The following is a 16,300-nucleotide window of genomic DNA, read 5'->3' on the forward strand; positions in this document are numbered from 1 at the left end:
CTCGTGCCGCGACCGCTCCCGGCCTCCGGGGCCGCGGGGGGCGCCGTCTTCGCGTCGTTGATGATGACCCTGCCCTGGCTGGTGGGCACCGCGCTAGGCGCAGCAGTTGCCGGCCGTCGAGCTCCTCCAGCGCGACGGCGGTGTCCTGGTGGAGGTGCACCGTCACGTGCGGCGGCGCGGTCCGCACCGTCCGGCGGTAGGCCCAGCGCAGGTAGTGGCCGTAGAAGGCGCGGGTGGGGTAGGAGTTGGGCCCCAGCTCGCGGGCCTCACGCAGCACCTCGCGCGGGTACTCGGAGCCCGGGTACTCGGAGCCCGGGTGCTCGGAGCCCGGGTGCTCGGAGCCCGGGCTCCCGGCGTCCGGGTGCTCGGAGCCCGGGCCGATGTCCGGGCCCGGCGCGTCCCGGCTCGCGGCGGTGAGCAGCCCCGCCCACTCGTACACGTTGGGACCGGGCACCACCGGTCCCTCGCAGACCACGCTGGCGTCGGTGAACACGGTGATCTGTTCCGCGACGGTGTTCATCAGCAGGTGCGGCGACTGGTCCGTCCGCCAGACCCGGCCGGCCCCGGGCGGCGCCGGGTCGACGGCGTGCACGGTCACCGGGCCGCGGCCCGGGTCGGCCGCCGCGCCGGCGCACAGGCGCTCCAGCAGGATGAGCCCCCGGGGGCCCAGCCCCACGATTCCGACACTGAATCGATTGTTCAAAACCCGTTCCCCCGCCTGGCTGTGCCCGATCGTTCGCTCACGCCGATCCTAGTCAGCGGGATTTCCATTCATGCGGCCCGCACATGATTCATGCACCGGCGTCATGGAACGCCATTCATGCGCCCGCCGAATGAGTCGCCAGGCCGATCTATTTCCCATCCCCGAACCCCCCGGCTAGCTTTTGACCCGGCCCGCGGCGGCCGCTCCGACCAGTCGGCCCCGCCCGGTTCTTGGGCCGATCGCACCGCCCGGCCCTCTGTCTGACGCCGCGCGGCAACCCCCGGTTCCTGTTTCCGTCATTCGAACGGAGAAATACGCATGCCCGAATCCAGCCCCGCCAAGTACAAGCCCTACAACCGGTCGTCGATAAAGCGGGCGCCGCAGTGGGACAGAATTCCGCAGGATCTGCGCGAAGCGGTCGAGGTGGTGGCCCACGTCCTCCCGTTCCGGACGAACCAGTACGTCCTCGACGAGCTCATCGACTGGAACCGGATACCCGATGACCCGATATTCCGGCTCAACTTCCCGCACCGCACGATGCTGGAGCCGGACGACTACACCGCCCTGCGCGACCTGCTCCGGTCCGGCGACAAGCAGCAGCTGGCCAAGCAGATCTTCGAGATCCGCAACCGGATGAACCCGCACCCGGCCGGACAGCTGAGCCACAACGTGCCGCAGCTCGACGGCCAGGTCGTCCCCGGGATCCAGCACAAGTACGACCAGACCGTGCTGTTCTTCCCGAGCGCCGGCCAGACCTGCCACGCCTACTGCACGTTCTGCTTCCGCTGGCCCCAGTTCGTCGGCGAGGACGACCTGCACTTCGCGGCCCGTGACGCCGAGGGCCTGGCCGCCTACCTCAGGCGGCACCCCGAGGTCACCGACGTGCTGATCACCGGCGGCGACCCCATGATCATGCGCACCGGCGCGCTGGAGCGGTACATCGAACCGCTGCTGGCACCCGACCTGGCCCACGTCCGCAACATCCGGTTCGGCACGAAGGCCGTCGGCTACTGGCCGCAGCGCTTCGTCAGCGACGTGGACGCGGACGACCTGCTGCGCCTGTTCGAGCGCATCGTCGGCGCCGGCAAGCACCTCGCCCTGATGGCCCACTACAACCACCCGGCCGAGCTGCGCCCCGCCATCGCCCAGCAGGCGCTGCGGCGGATCACCGGCACCGGCGCGGTCGTCCGGATGCAGTCCCCCGTGCTGCGGCACATCAACGACGACCCGGCGGCCTGGCAGGAGCTGTGGACCACCGGGGTCGGCCTCGGCGCCGTTCCGTACTACATGTTCGTCGAGCGCGACACCGGCGCCCGGTCCTACTTCGAGCTGCCGCTGGTCGAGGCGTACGAGATCTTCCGGACGGCCTACAGCTCGGTCTCCGGCCTGTCCCGGACGGTGCGCGGCCCGTCGATGAGCGCCTTCCCCGGCAAGGTGCTCATCGACGGGACGCCGACGATCCGCGGCGAGAAGGTCTTCGCGCTGCAGTTCCTGCAGGCCCGGCGGGACGGCGTCGTCCGCCGGCCCTTCTACGCGAAGTTCGACCCCGCCGCGACCTGGTTCGACCAGCTCGTCCCGGCGTTCGGGGAGCGCTCCTTCTTCTTCGAGGAGGAGCCCGCCGACCGTGCGCCCGTCCTCGGCCAACCGCTCGACCTGGTGGGGGTGTGACCGGGATGGCCGATCGACCGCTGCCGGTCTACGAGGTCCTGGCGCTCCGGTTCGGCACCCACGCCGACCGGCCCGCGCGGGACAACTTCCTGCACGACGACGGCCAGTTCGCCCCGGGCAGCGCGGGTCCGATGGACTTCTACCTCTGGGTGGTCCGCAACGACCGGCACTTCCTGCTGGTGGACACCGGCTTCCCCGAGTCGATGGCCGCGCGCCGGGGCCGCACGCTGTTCCGCTGCCCCGTCGACGCGCTGGCCGACCTCGGGGTCACGGCCGAGCAGGTGTCGGACCTCGTGATCACCCACATGCACTACGACCACGCGGGCAACCTGGACCGCTTCCCCACCGCCCGGGTCCACCTCCAGGAGGAGGAACTGCGGTTCTGCGCCGGGCCGGCCATGCGCCACCAGGCCGTACGCCGCCCCTTCGAACCGGTCAACGTGCAGGCCGCGGTGCAGGGACTGTTCGAGGAGCGGCTGGTCCTGCACCGCGGGGAGGCCGAGATCCTGCCCGGTGTGACCGTGCACCGGGTGCCGGGCCACACCCCGGGCACCCAGGTGGTCCGGGTCCGCACCGCGCGCGGCTGGGTCGTGCTGGCCAGCGACGCCAGCCACCTGTGGGACAACATCCGGCTGCGCAGCCCGTTCCCGATCCTCGACCACCTCACGCCCATGCTGGAGGGCTACGACGTGATCGAGTCCCTCGCGGACGGCCCCGACCACATCATCCCGGGCCACGACCCCCGGGTGGCCCTCCGCTTCCCCGCGCTGGCCACGGCCCCCGACTGGGTGTGCCTGCACGAGGCCCCCCTGACGGAGGAGCGGCGGCCCGCCCCCCGCACCGAGCCGGTCGGAGCGGCCGGATGACGGCCCATCGGATCGCCGTCGTCGGCGCGGGGCCGCGCGGCCTGAGCGTCCTGCAGCAGATCGACGAGCTGGCCGGCCTCCTGCCGGCCGGGCACGGACTGGAGGTGCACCTGATCGACCCCGGCGAGCCCGGGCAGGGCTCGCACCCCGACGGCCAGCCCGCCCACCTGCTGACCAACACCGTGGCCAGCCAGGTCACGATGGTCACCGACGGCCGAGGCCCCTCCTTCACCGAGTGGGCGGCGGAGCTCGGGTACCGCGAGTTCGACACCGGCTTCCACCCCACGGGCGGCGACGGCGGCAGGCCGGTCGGCGAGCACTCCTACCTGCCGCGCAAACTGCTCGGCCACTACCTCAGCTGGGTGTTCGACCGGACGGTCCGGGCGCTGCCCGAGCGGATCCGGGTGGTGCACCACCGCGACAGCGCCCGCGACATCGAGGCGCGTCCCGGCGGCGGGTACACCGTGCACCTCACCAAGGGCCACCGCCTGCCGAGCGACTACGTCTTCCTCACCACGGGGCACTGCCACCGGGCCCCCACCGACGAAGACCGCGCCTACGCGGAGTTCGCCGCGGAGCACGCGGACCGCAACCCCTGGCTGGTGTACTGCCCCTCCCCGTACCCGGTGCGGCGGCTCGGCGAGATCGCCCCGGGTTCCACCGTCGCCGTCCAGGGCTTCGGGCTGACCGCGCACGACGTGGTCTCCGAGCTCACCGCCGGCCGCGGCGGGCGGTTCGAGGGCTCCGGCGCGGACCTCGTCTACCGGCCCTCCGGGCGCGAGCCGTCGATCCGGCTGTTCTCCCGCCAGTGCCTGCCGTTCGCCGCCCGGGGGATCAACCAGAAGGGCATCACCGGGCAGCACCGGGCGCGCTTCTTCACCCCGGAGGCGGTGCGCCTGCTCAAGGAGCGCGCGGTCCGGCTCCACAACGACCCTCGGCTCGACTTCGAGGCGGAGGTCCTCCCGCTCCTGGTCCGGGAGATGGCCTACGCCTACCGGACCGCGCGGCAGGGCGCCGCCGTCCCCCCGGAGGGCTTCGAACCGAGCCCGGCCGAGCTGGCAGCCGTCGAGTCCGTCCTCGATCCCTTGCGCGGCCGCGAGTTCGCCGACCAGAAGGCGTTCACCGAGTTCTTCGTCCAGCAGGTCGTCGAGGACCTGGCGGAGGCGGAACGGGGCAACCTGACGAGCCCGGTGAAGGCCGCCACCGACGTCATCCGGGACACCCGGGCGAGCCTGCGGGAGGCGGTGGAGTTCTCCGGGCTCACCCCGCGGTCGCACCAGGAGTTCAACCGGATCCACAACCCGACCATGAACCGGGTCTCCTTCGGCCCGCCGCTGCTGCGCAACCGGCAGCTGCTCGCGCTGATCCGGGCCGGCGTCGTCGGCCTGGCGGGCGGCCCCGGCTGCACCGTGGTCCTCGACCGGGAGGCCGGACGCTTCGTCGTCCGCACGCCGTACGCCCGCGGGCCGGAGGTCCTGGCCGCCGACGCCCTGGTGATCGCCCGGCTCGACGCCTTCCACCCCGAGCGCGACAGCTCGCCGCTGATCGGCAACCTGCTCGGACGCGGCCTGGTCCGGCCGTACGCCAACGGCCCGTTCAAGCCCGGCGGCCTGGAGATCGACGAGCGGGGCCGGCCCGTCACCGCGGCCGGCGAGACGCTCACCACCGCCTGGGCGATCGGCTACCCGGTCGAGGGGCCGCGGTTCTACACCCACGCACTGCCCCGGCACGCGATGGCCTCCCAGTTCACGCGCGACGCCGAAACCGCCGTCCGGGACCTCTTCACCCACATCCACCAGCGCACCGACCCCACCCCGGAGGCAGAACGTGGCGATACAGAGCGGACAGCAGTTTCCGTACCCTGAGTTCCGACGGCGCCACGCGCGCCCGGATCCGGAGCCGGTGCTGTGGCGATGGGAGAGCCTCGCCGAGGAGCTCCGGGCGACCGAGCACACCGAGTACGGCACGATCACCCTCGCCCGGCCGGACGGCGGCCACGAGGTCGTCCCCGGCACCTCGATGACCTTCCAGGCCGTCCGGCCCGGCGACCGCACCACCCCGCACTCGCACACCTGGTGGCACCTCTACTTCGTGCGCTCCGGGACGGGGACCGTCGTCTTCGACGGGACCGGCGAGACCAGGGGCCTGGACGAGGGCGACATCCTGCTCATCCCGGCCTGGTCCGTGCACCACTTCGAGAACCCGGCCGGGGACGCCGACCTGCTGCTCCTCAACATGTCCAACCTTCCCCAACTGGCCTCCCTGCACAACAACTTCTCCAAGTAGCCCGTGCTCGAAAAGACCCACGAGAGGCGAAGCATGTTCAAACGGATCGACCACATCGGCGTGGTGGTGGACGACATCACCGAGGCCCGGGCCCTGCTGGAGAGCCTGGGCATGCAGTTGGAACGGGCCCAGGACATCCCCGAGCGCAACGTGCGGATCGCCTTCTACCGCTGCGGGGACGGCCTGATCGAGCTCGTCGAGCCGACCGGCGAGGAGGCGCGGCGCCGCCGGCTCGGCGAGGGCGCCCAGGCCCGGATCGAGCACATCGGGGTCGAGGTCGACGACGTGCCGCAGATCATGGAGGCCGTGCGACGGCTCGGCATCCGGCTCACCACGAGCGAGCCCGTGCTCGTCGGCCCGAACCTGAACGCCTGGACCGAGCCCGGGACGTCCGACGGGATCCAGTTCCAGCTGGTCCAGCGGGACGTGGCCTGACGCCGCGCCCGTGACGGACGGCCGGGGGCGGAGACCGTCCGGTCGATGCCCGATCCGCCCCCGGCCGCCGTTCGCGTGGAGCCCGGACGCCGTTCGCGTTGCACCCGACCCGCCAACCGCCGCTCCACGGCGGCGGATTGCGGCTGTACATACTAGTAGTTACACTCCGGGATGTGGATTCCTTGAAGCTGCCTGCGGCAACCGAGGCGGTGCCGACGGAGGCACCGCAGACCCCTGACGACCGGCACGCCCCCGAGGGCCGGCCCGGACGACGACCGATGTGGATGCTGGCGTCCCTGCTCGGCGGCATGTTCCTGGGCAACGTCGACATCGCGGTCGTCAACGTGGCGATCCCCTCCATTCGCGACCGGCTGCACGCCTCCAGCGGCGCGCTGGAACTGATCGTCTCGGGCTACACGCTCGCCTTCGCGATGCTGCTGATCACCAGCGCCCGGCTCGGCGAGACCCACGGCCGGCGGCGCCTCTACCTGACGGGGCTGACCGTCTTCACCGTCTCCTCGCTCGCCTGCGGCCTCGCCCCCGACGCGGCGGTCCTGGTGGCCGCGCGGGTGGTGCAGGGGTTCGGCGCGGCCCTGATGATCTCCCAGGTGCTGACCACCATCCAGGTCGAGTTCGAGGGCCGGGCGAGGCGCCGGGCGCTGGGCGCGTACACCGGCATCCTGGGCGTCAGCTCCGTCGTGGGCCAGGCGCTGGGCGGCATCCTGGTGTCCGCCGACATCCTGGGCACCGGCTGGCGGCCGGTCTTCCTGATCAACATCCCGATCGGCGTCGTCCTGCTGTTCACCTCGCTGGCCTTCCTCCCGAACGACCGACCCTCGCAGCACGGCAAACTGGACCTGCCCGGTGTGGCCCTGCTCTCGCTCGGACTGTTCCTGCTGGTGACACCGCTGGTCCTGGGCCGCGACGCGGGCTGGCCGATGTGGACCTGGCTCAGCCTGGGATCGTCGCTGCTGGTGTTCGCGCTGTTCGGCCGGACCGAGCGGCGCGTGGTGCGGCGCTCCGGCGCCCCGCTGATGAACGTCGAACTGCTGGCGCGCCGTCAGGTCGCCCTGGCCCTGTTCTCCCAAGCGGCCACCAGGGCCGGCTACTTCGCCCTGCTGTTCGTCCTGGCGCTCTACCTGCAGCAGGGGCTCGGCAAGAGCCCCGTCTACTCCGGCCTCGTCCCGGTCGCCTGGGTGGCGACCTTCGCCCTGGTCGGGCCGGTCCTCGGCCGCCTGGGGACGCGCGCCCGACGGCTGGCGGCCCCGGTGGGAGGCGCCCTGATGGCCGTCAGCTTCGCGCTGATCTCGGCCGGCGCCCAGGGCACCGTCGCCCTGATCCTCCTGCTCGGGGTCGGCGGCGTCGGCTACGGCGCGGCGTTCAGCGGCACCCTGGCCCACATGACCGAGACCGTCGAAGCGCGCTACGCGCCGGACGTGAGCGGCCTGTTCAACACGACGCTCCAGGTCGGCGGCACCCTGGGCGTCGCCGCCTTCGGCACCCTGTACCTGGACCTGGCGGAGGGCGGCGGCACGCCGCGGCACGCGTTCAGCACGACCACGGCCGTGCTCGCGGTGATGTCGCTCGCCGCCTCCGCCCTGATCCTGCTCGCCGGGCGGGCCCAGTCCGCCGGCCCGGCACTCACCGATGAATAACAACCGCTGACCGCGAAGGAGTTCACACGATGGATGTCATCCACCACCCCGGCGACTCGACCCGGGGCCCCGAGGACCGCTTCGCCGGCGACGTCTGGCTGTGGCCGCAGATCGGCTCCACCGCCCACACCGACGTGCGCAACGTCCTGTTCACGCCCGGCTCCCGCAGCGCCTGGCACACCCACCCGGCCGGCCAGGTCCTGCACATCACCGAGGGCGTGGGCCTGGTCCAGGCCCGCGGCGGCGAGCGCCAGGAGATCCGGGCGGGCGACACCGTGGTCTGCCACCCCGGCGAGGAGCACTGGCACGGAGCGGGCGAGAACACCTTCATGACCCACATCGCCGTCACCGACGGACCGACCGACTGGCACGAGCACGTGACCGACGAGGAGTACTCGGGCTGACCCCGCGCGCTCCCGGGCGGACGCCCTCACCCGCCCGGGAGCGACGGCACGGAACCCGCCGCGGGACAGCCCGCCGAGGCAATGGGGAAAGGAGTTCGGTGAGTCCGGCATCCCACGGCCCACTGCGGCCACACCGAACACCTGACGACGCATATGCCGCACTGCATATGCTGCTCTCCATGAGTATCGAGCTGCACCACTTACGCGGGTTCCTGGCCCTGGCGGAGGAGAAGCACTTCACTCGCGCCGCAAAGCGGATGGACGTTTCCCAGCCGACGCTCAGTCGAAACATCAAACGCCTGGAGGAACTTCTCGGCCGGAAACTGCTGGAACGAACCACCCGCCAGGTCGCGCTCACCGCGGAAGGCGAACGCCTTTACGACCAACTCGCCTTTCTCATCACGAGATTGGAAGAGGCACTGCACTTTGACGCGAAGGAAGTGCTCCGCCTCGGATTCGCCTGGGGATTCCCGTCCGGCTGGCCGCAGGAGGTGATCGCCGAGTTCGAGGCGGAGACCGGAGTCACCGTCCAGGTGCACCGGCACGACGCCAAACTCGCCGGGGTGGACAGCGGGAAGAGCGACCTGGCGATCCTGCGCGGCCGGATCAAGTCCCCAGACGTGAAGGTCACGCCCCTGCTGCACGAGAGGCGGATCGCCGCCGTCTCCACCCGCTCCGAACTGGCCGGGAGGGAGGAGATCAGCTGGGGGGAGATCGCCGAACTTGGCCTCGTGCTCAACGAGATCAGCGGAACGACGGACCTCACCGACTGGCCGGCGGAGCGCCAGCCGAGCGTCTCGGCGGTCTGCCGCAACTTCGACGAATGGCTGGAGGCGGTCGCCGCGAACAGGGGCGTGGGCGTGGTCCCCGAATTCGTCGGCCGGCAGCACATCCACTCGTTCGTGTCCTTCATCACCATCCCGGACGCGCCGCAGGTGCCGCTCAACCTGGTCTACCCCCAACGCGGCGCCCATCCGCTCATCCCCCGCTTCATCGCCATGGCCCGGGTCGCCGTCGGCACACCGCCATAACCCGGCCGACAACGGCTTTACGGGCACGCTCAGTTCACTTCGGCCGCCACTGTCGTGGAGTTCACACCGGGTTGTCCGTACGGGCGGCGGTCGGCACCGCGGTGCGGGCCGTCGCCCGCTGACCGTCCTGACGGGTCTCGTGGTGTTCCGCCGGAGATTGCCGCATTCGACCGAAGGCGCCGGTGAACGCGACTACGCGGCAAGGGCATTGCGCCCTTCCCCCCCTCGGTCCGATATCCGGAGGGTTCCGACGACTCCCGTTCCGCGACCGCCCGGGCGACCAGCTCGCCGGGGAGCGCCGGCACCGCGCCCCGCCGGGCCGGCGGGGCGGTGTGCGAGGGTCGGAGTCCGGGGCGGGGCGGTGTGCGGGCGGGCCTACTTGGGGGCGGCGGTCATGGAGGCGACCGCTTCCGCGACGGTGGCGCGGTAGAGGCCCAGCTTGGGGTCGAGGACCCGGGCGCCACTGGGAAGCGGGAAGTTCCGGGTGTTCGCCAGGGGCATGTTGGTGCCGTCCTGGTCGACCAGCACGTTGATCTCGTTGATGCCGGGGGCGGTCCCGGTGGTGGCGCCGCTGGGGTCGAGGTCGATCACCGCGTAGGCGCTCTTGCCCGCCGGGACGGGGAACCGGGACGTGCCGCTGGCGAGCACCGGCTTGATGTTCCTGCTCTGGTCGCGCGCGGCCGAGTCGCCGAGGTCGACGCTCGGGGTGGAGCTCAGGCTGCAGGCGCTCGCACCGGTGTTGCGCACCTCGATCACCCACTGGTGGGCGGCCCCGGAGCGGGCGGTCGCCTGGACGGTGAGGCTCTCCATGTCGCACGGGCGGGCGTCGGCCCCGGCGTTCCCGCCGTCCGGCCGGGCGGCGCCCGACGGGGCCGGCGGCCCTGACCCTGACCCGGGTTCTGGCCCTGGCCGGGCTGAGCGCCGCCGCCCTGCGGGACGGGGTTCTCCCGCAGCGACTGGCCGACCTTGCGGGTCGGCAGACCGGCGCCGGGCCCACCCGGACCGGCCGGCGCACCCGGACCGGCCTGCGGACCACCCTGCGGGCCGGGGCCGGCCGGGGCGGCCGGACCACCCTGGCCGAGCTGCGGGCGGCCGCCCTGCGGGGCACCGGCGGCCGGGCCCTGGCCGAGCGCGGCCTGACCGCCCGGGCGGCCGGGCGGCACCTGGCGCTGCTGGCGCGGCGTCGGGGCGACCCCGCGCTGCTGCTTGCCCTGGGCGGAGCCGGCCCGGCCGGAGCCGCGGCGGTCGCCCGAATTGGTGACGTCCACCGGGAGCATGACCAGCGCGGTGGTGCCGCCGGAGTCGCTGGGACGCAGCTGGATGCGGATGCCGTGTCGCAGGGACAGGCGGCCGACCACGAAGAGGCCCATGCGGCGGGAGACCGAGACGTCCACCGTCGGCGGGTTGGCCAGGCGCTCGTTGATCTCGGAGAGGTCGTCGGGGCTCAGGCCGATGCCGGTGTCGTGGATCTCGACCAGGACGCGGCCGTCCGGCAGCGCGTGGCCGGTGACCCGGACGCGGGTCTGCGGGCTGGAGAACGAGGTGGCGTTCTCCAGCAGCTCGGCGAGCAGGTGGACGAGGTCGTTGACGACGCGGCCGGCGACCTCGGCCGACGGTACGGCGGCGAGCTCGATGCGCTCGTACTGCTCCACCTCGGAGGCGGCGGCGCGGAGCACGTCGACCAGCGGGACGGGGCGGGTCCAGCGGCGGCCCGGGTCCTCACCGGCGAGGACGAGGAGGTTTTCGCCGTTGCGGCGCATGCGGGTCGCGAGGTGGTCCAGCTTGAAGAGGTTGGCCAACTGGTCCGGGTCCGCCTCGCGGCTCTCCAGCTCGGAGATGAGCGACAGCTGGCGCTGGATGAGGCCCTGGCTGCGGCGCGAGAGGTTGGTGAACATCGCGTTGATGTTGCCGCGCAGGAGGGCCTGCTCGGCGGCGAGGCGGACGGCCTCGCTGTGCACCATGTCGAACGCGTGGGCCACGTGGCCGATCTCGTCGGTGGAGTCGACGGCGACCGGTTCGACCGTGGTGTCGACGTCGTGCGGGTCGGCCTCGGAGAGGGTCTTGACCAGCTCGGGCAGACGGCGCTCGGCGACGTCCTCGGCCGCGGCCTGGAGGCGGGTCAGCGAGCGCACCATCGAGCGGGCGATCAGACCGGCGCCACCGAGGGCGACGAGCAGCACCAGGGCGACCGCGACACCGATGATCAGGGCGTCGGCGTCGGCCTGGGACTGGAGGTCCTGGGCCTTTCCGTCCAGGTTCTCGATGAGCTTGGACTCGATCCGGCGCTCGGCGGTGATCTTGGCGCTGGCCTTCTCGTACCAGTCCTTGTAGCTGACCGCCTCGGTCTGGCGGATGCCGCTCTGGGTGAGGATCGTGGAGGCGTAGCGGTCGGCGTCGGCGACCACCGAGTTGTAGCTCAGCTGGCTGCGCAGGTTGTCCAGGTCGTGCGCGGTGTAGATGTTGTTGAAGCTCGCGATCGCGTTGTCGTACGAGCTGCGCAGACGGATACCGAAGGACTCGTCGCTGGGGCTGAGGTCGGGGGTCTTCGGGTTGGCGAGCGCGGCGCTGATCAGGGCCCGCTGCTGCGAGGTCGCGTTCTTCGCCAGCGAGAACTGCTGGAGCGCGCGGGTGGAGACGACCAGGTCCTTGTTGTTCGACGCGAGCGCGATGTCCTGGGTGATGGACAGCAGGTCTCGGATGATCACGTCGTAGGCGGTGATCGTCGACTGGATGTTCTGGTTGTTCTGGTACGGCACGCTGCGGGTGTCCGCGATCGAGTTCAGGTCCTTGCGGATCTGGAGCAACAGCGCCTTTCCGCCGGACAGTTCGAGGTTCTCGAACTTGTCGGAGGAGGCGGTGAAGGTGCGGCTCAGGTCGTCGGTGGACTTGCGCGCCGCGACGATGTCGTCGTCCAGCGGGGCGGTCGGGTCGTGGGTGATCGGGCCGGCGCTGATGTCGCGCTCGGTCTGCAGCGCGTCCGCGAGGTTGGTCGCCTTCTTGGCCAGGTCGGACAGGTTGGCCATCTGGGCGAGTTGCTGCGAGTTCTCCATCGAGCTCTGGATGCGCAGGCCACCGAGGACCAGCGAGACCAGCACGGGGAGGGCGAGCAGCGCGATCAGGCGGGTGCGGATGCGCCAGTTGCGCATCGCGAGCCGGTTCAGGCCGGTGGCGCGGCGCCGGGTCAGGGAGGTCCGGAGTTTGTCCCGGGCGGACTTCCGCTCCTGGCCGTCCTCCTCCGGGCGGCCGGGGGCCTCGGGTGTCACCGGCTCGGCGGGGCCGCCGGGGGCCGCCGCCTGTTGAGGGGCTGCCACAGGCTCACGCGACTCCGGGTTACCCGCGGCGCCGCTACCCCTTTTGAAACGTCCCTGCACTGGCGTCGCAACCTCTGGACCGGGCGTCCCGCCGCGTCGCCACGGCCTGGACGGTGTCGAGTTTCCATCCGCACCCCGGCCGGTCCGGGAGAGCGGGCACCGGGGTGGACCACTCCCTACCCACGGTCCGTCGCATTCCAGCACAGCCGGGGAATCCCAACAAGGGCCGCAGGTACCGGGCGTCGGGCGCTACCGACCGCTTGCGCGTTCTCACGGACTGTGCGGTAACGGGGCCGGAATACCGCCTTTTTCGGACACTCGCCGGATACATGCCAAGCGGACCCGGGCGCGGGAAGAGTCACAGACCTTCCGGAATGCCCGTTATTCGGCGGAATGTCGGATAGTCCCGGTGCAGCGATATGTCGGATATCTGCCTTTTGCTCGACATTTTGTGAGCAAAATCACAGTCTTATGTGTAGCTTTGGTCACGGTCTCTGTGGAATGAGATCTCGTAACCTGGCTGTCTCCGGAGCACGGCCCCGATCAGCCTGCCCAGAACCCCTCCGAATCAATCGGAATCCATCAGGCCGGCGCCGATCCACCGCGATCAGCCCGGCCATGACCACGAGGTGCTCTCGATGTCCCAGGCGAAGAAGGCCGCCACCAAGTCCACGCTGTCCTGCCGGTCCACGGCGAACCCGCGCCGGACGACGCTGGCCTCGGTCGAGGACTTCAGCACGATCCCGGGCGCCCGCAAGCCCGAGGACGTCCTGACCTACGGCACCGAGCTGCCGGCCGTCACGGCCAACCCGCGCCGTACCCAGCTGATGGTCGCCCCGGTCGTCGTCGTCCAGGACTGACCCCCGCGGCGCCGCGTCGAGGGCGCCGTCGTCACACGGGTGGCGGCGGCGCCCTCCGTCGTCGTCGGACGCATCCGCCCCGACGGTCCTGAACAGGGGCAAAGCGGTCAGCCGGGGCCCCACGCGATAGCCTGGAGGCCGATTGACGGGGCCGCGCCCACTGCGGGCGGGGCGCCCACCAGCGCCCGGGCGCGCCCCGGGCGGCCGACGAAGCGAGGGGTAGCCCAGCCGTGCGCATTGCCAGGTTTTCCGTCCGGGAAGGGAGCCCTGCCGCCGGCAGCGTCTCCTTCGGCGTGGTGGAGGGCGACCCTTCCCAGCCCGACTCGCTGGTCGTCCACGCCCTGGCCGGCCACCCGTTCGGCCAGCCCCAGCCCACCGGTGAGAGCTACCGCTTCCAGGACGTCCGGCTGCTCAGCCCGATGCTCCCGAACAAGATCGTGGCGGTCGGCCGCAACTACGCGGCGCACGCGGCGGAGCTGGGCAACGACGTCCCGGACGTCCCGCTCACCTTCTTCAAGCCGTCCACCTCGGTGATCGGTCCGACCGAGAACATCGCGTACCCGCCGTTCTCCTCGGACGTCCACCACGAGGCCGAACTCGCCGTGGTGATCGGCCGGATGTGCCGCGAGGTGCCGCTGGACCGGGTGCCCGAGGTGATCCTCGGCTACACCTGCGCCAACGACGTCACCGCCCGGGACGTCCAGCAGCGCGAGGGCCAGTGGGCCCGGGCCAAGGGCTTCGACACGGCCTGCCCGCTGGGCCCGTGGATCGAGACCGACGTCGACCCGGGCGACCTCGCGATCACCTGCACGGTCAACGGCGAGCTCCGCCAGACCGGCCGCACCTCCCTGATGATCCGCTCGGTCGCCGAGCTGGTCGTCCACATCTCCGAGGCCATGACGCTGCTGCCCGGCGACGTCATCCTCACCGGCACGCCCGCAGGGGTGGGCCCCCTCAACGTCGGCGACGAGGTCGCCGTCTCCATCGAAGGCATCGGCACTCTCACCAACAAGGTGATCAAGCGTGGCTAACACTGACCCGGCCGTCCGGGTTCGCTTCTGTCCCTCCCCGACCGGCAACCCCCACGTGGGGATGGTCCGCACGGCCCTCTTCAACTGGGCCTACGCCCGCCACAACGGCGGCACGCTGGTCTTCCGGATCGAGGACACCGACTCCGCCCGCGACTCCGAGGAGTCGTACGACCAGCTGCTCGACGCCATGCGCTGGCTCGGGCTCGACTGGGACGAGGGCCCGGAGGTCGGCGGCCCGGACGCGCCGTACCGCCAGTCGCAGCGGATGGACATCTACGCCGACGTCGCCCGCCGCCTGCACGAGGCCGGCCACGCCTACCGGTGCTACTGCTCCACCGAGGAGCTGGACGCCCGCCGCGAGGCCGCCCGCGCCGCCGGCAAGCCCTCCGGCTACGACGGCCACTGCCGCGACCTGACGGCCGAGCAGGTCGCGGTCTACGAGCTGGAGAAGCGCGAGCCGATCCTGCGCTTCCGGATGCCCGACAAGACCATCAGCTTCGACGACCTCGTCCGCGGCACGCTCACCTTCGAGCCGGAGAACGTGCCGGACTACGGCATCGTCCGGGCCAACGGCGCCCCGCTGTACACCCTGGTCAACCCGGTGGACGACGCCCTGATGGGCATCACCCACGTGCTGCGCGGCGAGGACCTGCTGTCCTCCACCCCGCGGCAGATCGCGCTGTACGCCGCGCTCGCCGAGATCGGCGTCGGCGACGGCACCACCCCGCGCTTCGGCCACCTGCCGTACGTGATGGGCGAGGGCAACAAGAAGCTCTCCAAGCGCGACCCGCAGTCCTCGCTCAACCTGTACCGCGAGCGCGGCTTCATCCGCGAGGGCCTGCTCAACTACCTGTCCCTGCTGGGCTGGTCGCTGGCCGAGGACCGCGACCTGTTCGACATGGACGAGATGGTCGCCGCCTTCGACGTCGCCAAGGTGAACGCCAACCCGGCCCGCTTCGACCTGAAGAAGTGCGAGGCGATCAACGCCGAGCACGTCCGCCGGCTGGCCCCGGAGGACTTCGTCAGCCGCCTGGTGCCCTTCCTCCAGGGTGCCGAGCTGCTGCCGGCCGAGCCCACCGCCGAGCAGCTGGACCTGCTCGCCAAGGTGGCGCCGCTCACCCAGGAGCGGATGGTCGTGCTGAGCGAGATCGTGAACATGGCCGGCTTCCTGTTCGTGGCGCCGGAGAAGTTCGCCGTCGACCCGGACGACGCCGCCAAGGTGCTGACCGCGGACGCCCGCCCGGTGCTGGAGTCCAGCATCAAGGCGCTGGAGGAGCTCGCGGACTTCACCCCCGAGCCGATCCAGGCCGCGCTGCGCGAGGCGCTGGTGGACGGGCTGGGCATCAAGCCCAAGTTCGCCTTCACGCCGCTGCGGGTGGCCGTCACGGGCCGGCGGGTCTCCCCGCCGCTGTTCGAGTCCATGGAGCTGCTGGGACGCCCGGAGACGCTGCGCCGGCTGCGGGCCTCCCTGGAGGCCCTGCAGGCCGCCTGAGCGGGCCGTCGAGCAGGCCGCGGGCCCGGCTTCGTGCCGGGCCCGCGGCGCACCCGGAGGTCATCCGCGGGCCTCCCGGCCGCTGCCTGGGGTTATCGATTTTGGACCCGGGGCCGACGTCGGGTAATGTTCTTTCTGCGCCGCCCGGGAGGGAACGGACGAGGGAACGAAAGCCCCTCGGAAGGGACCGACCGAGAGGCGCAACGCCTGAGAAGGCCCCGGCAGGGGTTCAACTCTGGTGGGGTATGGTGTAATTGGCAGCACGAGTGATTCTGGTTCATTTAGTCTAGGTTCGAGTCCTGGTACCCCAGCGCAGTACGCAAGTACGGCACAAAAGAAGATCAAGCCCCCGTTGTGTAGCGGCCTAGCACGCTGCCCTCTCACGGCAGTAGCGCCGGTTCGAATCCGGTCGGGGGTACGGATCCCGCAAGGGATCTACGATCCCGCGAGGGATCACCTGGAAAGCCCCCGTTGTGTAGCGGCCTAGCACGCTGCCCTCTCACGGCAGTAGCGCCGGTTCGAATCCGGTCGGGGGTACGGATCCCGCAAGGGATCTAC

General features: G+C 71.4%; 14 protein-coding genes and 3 tRNA genes. 14 read left to right on the plus strand and 3 right to left on the minus strand.

The features are described 5' to 3' along the window. Positions 1-676, minus strand: a 676-nt coding sequence (locus AB0E96_RS17960; RefSeq protein WP_359824442.1) for an FAD/NAD(P)-binding protein, incomplete at its 3' end; no start/stop codon positions are given. A 345-nt stretch (positions 677-1,021) separates the two neighbouring features. Here AB0E96_RS17960 and AB0E96_RS17965 point away from each other — a divergent pair. The 8 genes from AB0E96_RS17965 to AB0E96_RS18000 all read left to right on the plus strand — a co-directional run bounded on the left by AB0E96_RS17965 (position 1,022) and on the right by AB0E96_RS18000 (position 9,048). Further along, positions 1,022-2,371: a lysine 2,3-aminomutase gene (locus AB0E96_RS17965; protein WP_359824445.1), complete on the plus strand. Its 1,350-nt coding sequence runs from the start codon at positions 1,022-1,024 to the stop codon at positions 2,369-2,371. 5 nt (positions 2,372-2,376) lie between these two features. Further along, positions 2,377-3,237 carry an N-acyl homoserine lactonase family protein gene (locus tag AB0E96_RS17970; protein WP_359824447.1) on the plus strand — a complete coding sequence of 287 codons (861 nt, stop codon included), beginning with the start codon at positions 2,377-2,379 and terminating at the stop codon, positions 3,235-3,237. Beyond that, positions 3,234-5,102 (plus strand): FAD/NAD(P)-binding protein, encoded by a 1,869-nt coding sequence (locus tag AB0E96_RS17975; RefSeq protein ID WP_359824450.1) that lies wholly within the window; start codon positions 3,234-3,236, stop codon positions 5,100-5,102. The genes AB0E96_RS17970 and AB0E96_RS17975 overlap by 4 nt, the downstream gene beginning before the upstream one ends. A 37-nt stretch (positions 5,103-5,139) precedes the next feature. Further along, complete coding sequence (locus AB0E96_RS17980; RefSeq protein ID WP_359824452.1) at positions 5,140-5,523, plus strand: cupin domain-containing protein; 384 nt, start codon at positions 5,140-5,142, stop codon at positions 5,521-5,523. Positions 5,524-5,556: 33 nt separating this feature from the next. After that, positions 5,557-5,958, plus strand: a complete 402-nt coding sequence (locus AB0E96_RS17985; protein WP_359824455.1) for a VOC family protein — start codon at positions 5,557-5,559, stop codon at positions 5,956-5,958. A gap of 173 nt (positions 5,959-6,131) precedes the next feature. Continuing rightward, the gene (locus AB0E96_RS17990) at positions 6,132-7,613 is read left to right on the plus strand and encodes an MFS transporter (RefSeq protein WP_359824457.1); all 1,482 of its coding nucleotides are present in this window, start codon (positions 6,132-6,134) and stop codon (positions 7,611-7,613) included. 29 nt (positions 7,614-7,642) lie between these two features. Beyond that, positions 7,643-8,017 (plus strand): cupin domain-containing protein, encoded by a 375-nt coding sequence (locus AB0E96_RS17995; protein WP_359824460.1) that lies wholly within the window; start codon positions 7,643-7,645, stop codon positions 8,015-8,017. Positions 8,018-8,196: 179 nt separating this feature from the next. Next, positions 8,197-9,048, plus strand: a complete 852-nt coding sequence (locus AB0E96_RS18000) for a LysR family transcriptional regulator (RefSeq protein WP_359824463.1) — start codon at positions 8,197-8,199, stop codon at positions 9,046-9,048. A 375-nt stretch (positions 9,049-9,423) separates the two neighbouring features. Here AB0E96_RS18000 and AB0E96_RS18005 read toward each other — a convergent pair whose 3' ends face one another. Together AB0E96_RS18005 and AB0E96_RS18010 are read right to left on the minus strand one after the other, a co-directional pair. After that, positions 9,424-9,858, minus strand: coding sequence for a DUF4232 domain-containing protein (locus tag AB0E96_RS18005; protein ID WP_359824466.1), 435 nt, complete (start codon positions 9,856-9,858; stop codon positions 9,424-9,426). Then, entirely contained in the window at positions 9,801-12,359 is a 2,559-nt protein-coding gene (locus tag AB0E96_RS18010) for a nitrate- and nitrite sensing domain-containing protein (protein WP_359824468.1), read from the minus strand. Before AB0E96_RS18010 ends, AB0E96_RS18005 begins: the two co-directional genes overlap by 58 nt. A gap of 638 nt (positions 12,360-12,997) precedes the next feature. Between AB0E96_RS18010 and AB0E96_RS18015 the strand changes: the two genes are divergently transcribed. From AB0E96_RS18015 to AB0E96_RS18040, 6 genes are all read left to right on the plus strand, one after another. After that, entirely contained in the window at positions 12,998-13,219 is a 222-nt protein-coding gene (locus tag AB0E96_RS18015; RefSeq protein ID WP_359824470.1) for a hypothetical protein, read from the plus strand. 230 nt (positions 13,220-13,449) lie between these two features. Continuing rightward, positions 13,450-14,250 (plus strand): fumarylacetoacetate hydrolase family protein, encoded by an 801-nt coding sequence (locus AB0E96_RS18020; protein ID WP_359824472.1) that lies wholly within the window; start codon positions 13,450-13,452, stop codon positions 14,248-14,250. After that, positions 14,243-15,742: a glutamate--tRNA ligase gene (gene gltX, locus AB0E96_RS18025; protein WP_359824474.1), complete on the plus strand. Its 1,500-nt coding sequence runs from the start codon at positions 14,243-14,245 to the stop codon at positions 15,740-15,742. The genes AB0E96_RS18020 and gltX overlap by 8 nt, the downstream gene beginning before the upstream one ends. A 239-nt stretch (positions 15,743-15,981) precedes the next feature. Next, positions 15,982-16,053, plus strand: a tRNA-Gln gene (locus AB0E96_RS18030). A gap of 34 nt (positions 16,054-16,087) precedes the next feature. Next, a tRNA-Glu gene (locus AB0E96_RS18035) sits at positions 16,088-16,160 on the plus strand. Positions 16,161-16,206: 46 nt separating this feature from the next. After that, positions 16,207-16,279: transfer RNA gene (locus tag AB0E96_RS18040), tRNA-Glu, on the plus strand. The last annotated feature ends 21 nt before the right edge of the window (positions 16,280-16,300 follow it).

This window comes from Kitasatospora sp. NPDC036755, assembly GCF_040636595.1.
Lineage (GTDB): Bacteria > Actinomycetota > Actinomycetes > Streptomycetales > Streptomycetaceae > Kitasatospora.

What these genes read in the sequence shown, in the direction of transcription:
- AB0E96_RS17995 (WP_359824460.1), top strand. Translation starts at nt 7,643, where the DNA reads ATGGATGTCATCCACCACCCCGGCGACTCGACCCGGGGCCCCGAGGAC.
- AB0E96_RS18005 (WP_359824466.1), bottom strand. Translation starts at nt 9,858, where the DNA reads ATGGAGAGCCTCACCGTCCAGGCGACCGCCCGCTCCGGGGCCGCCCAC.
- AB0E96_RS17965 (WP_359824445.1), top strand. Translation starts at nt 1,022, where the DNA reads ATGCCCGAATCCAGCCCCGCCAAGTACAAGCCCTACAACCGGTCGTCG.
- AB0E96_RS18015 (WP_359824470.1), top strand. Translation starts at nt 12,998, where the DNA reads ATGTCCCAGGCGAAGAAGGCCGCCACCAAGTCCACGCTGTCCTGCCGG.
- AB0E96_RS18000 (WP_359824463.1), top strand. Translation starts at nt 8,197, where the DNA reads ATGAGTATCGAGCTGCACCACTTACGCGGGTTCCTGGCCCTGGCGGAG.
- AB0E96_RS17970 (WP_359824447.1), top strand. Translation starts at nt 2,377, where the DNA reads ATGGCCGATCGACCGCTGCCGGTCTACGAGGTCCTGGCGCTCCGGTTC.
- AB0E96_RS17975 (WP_359824450.1), top strand. Translation starts at nt 3,234, where the DNA reads ATGACGGCCCATCGGATCGCCGTCGTCGGCGCGGGGCCGCGCGGCCTG.
- AB0E96_RS17985 (WP_359824455.1), top strand. Translation starts at nt 5,557, where the DNA reads ATGTTCAAACGGATCGACCACATCGGCGTGGTGGTGGACGACATCACC.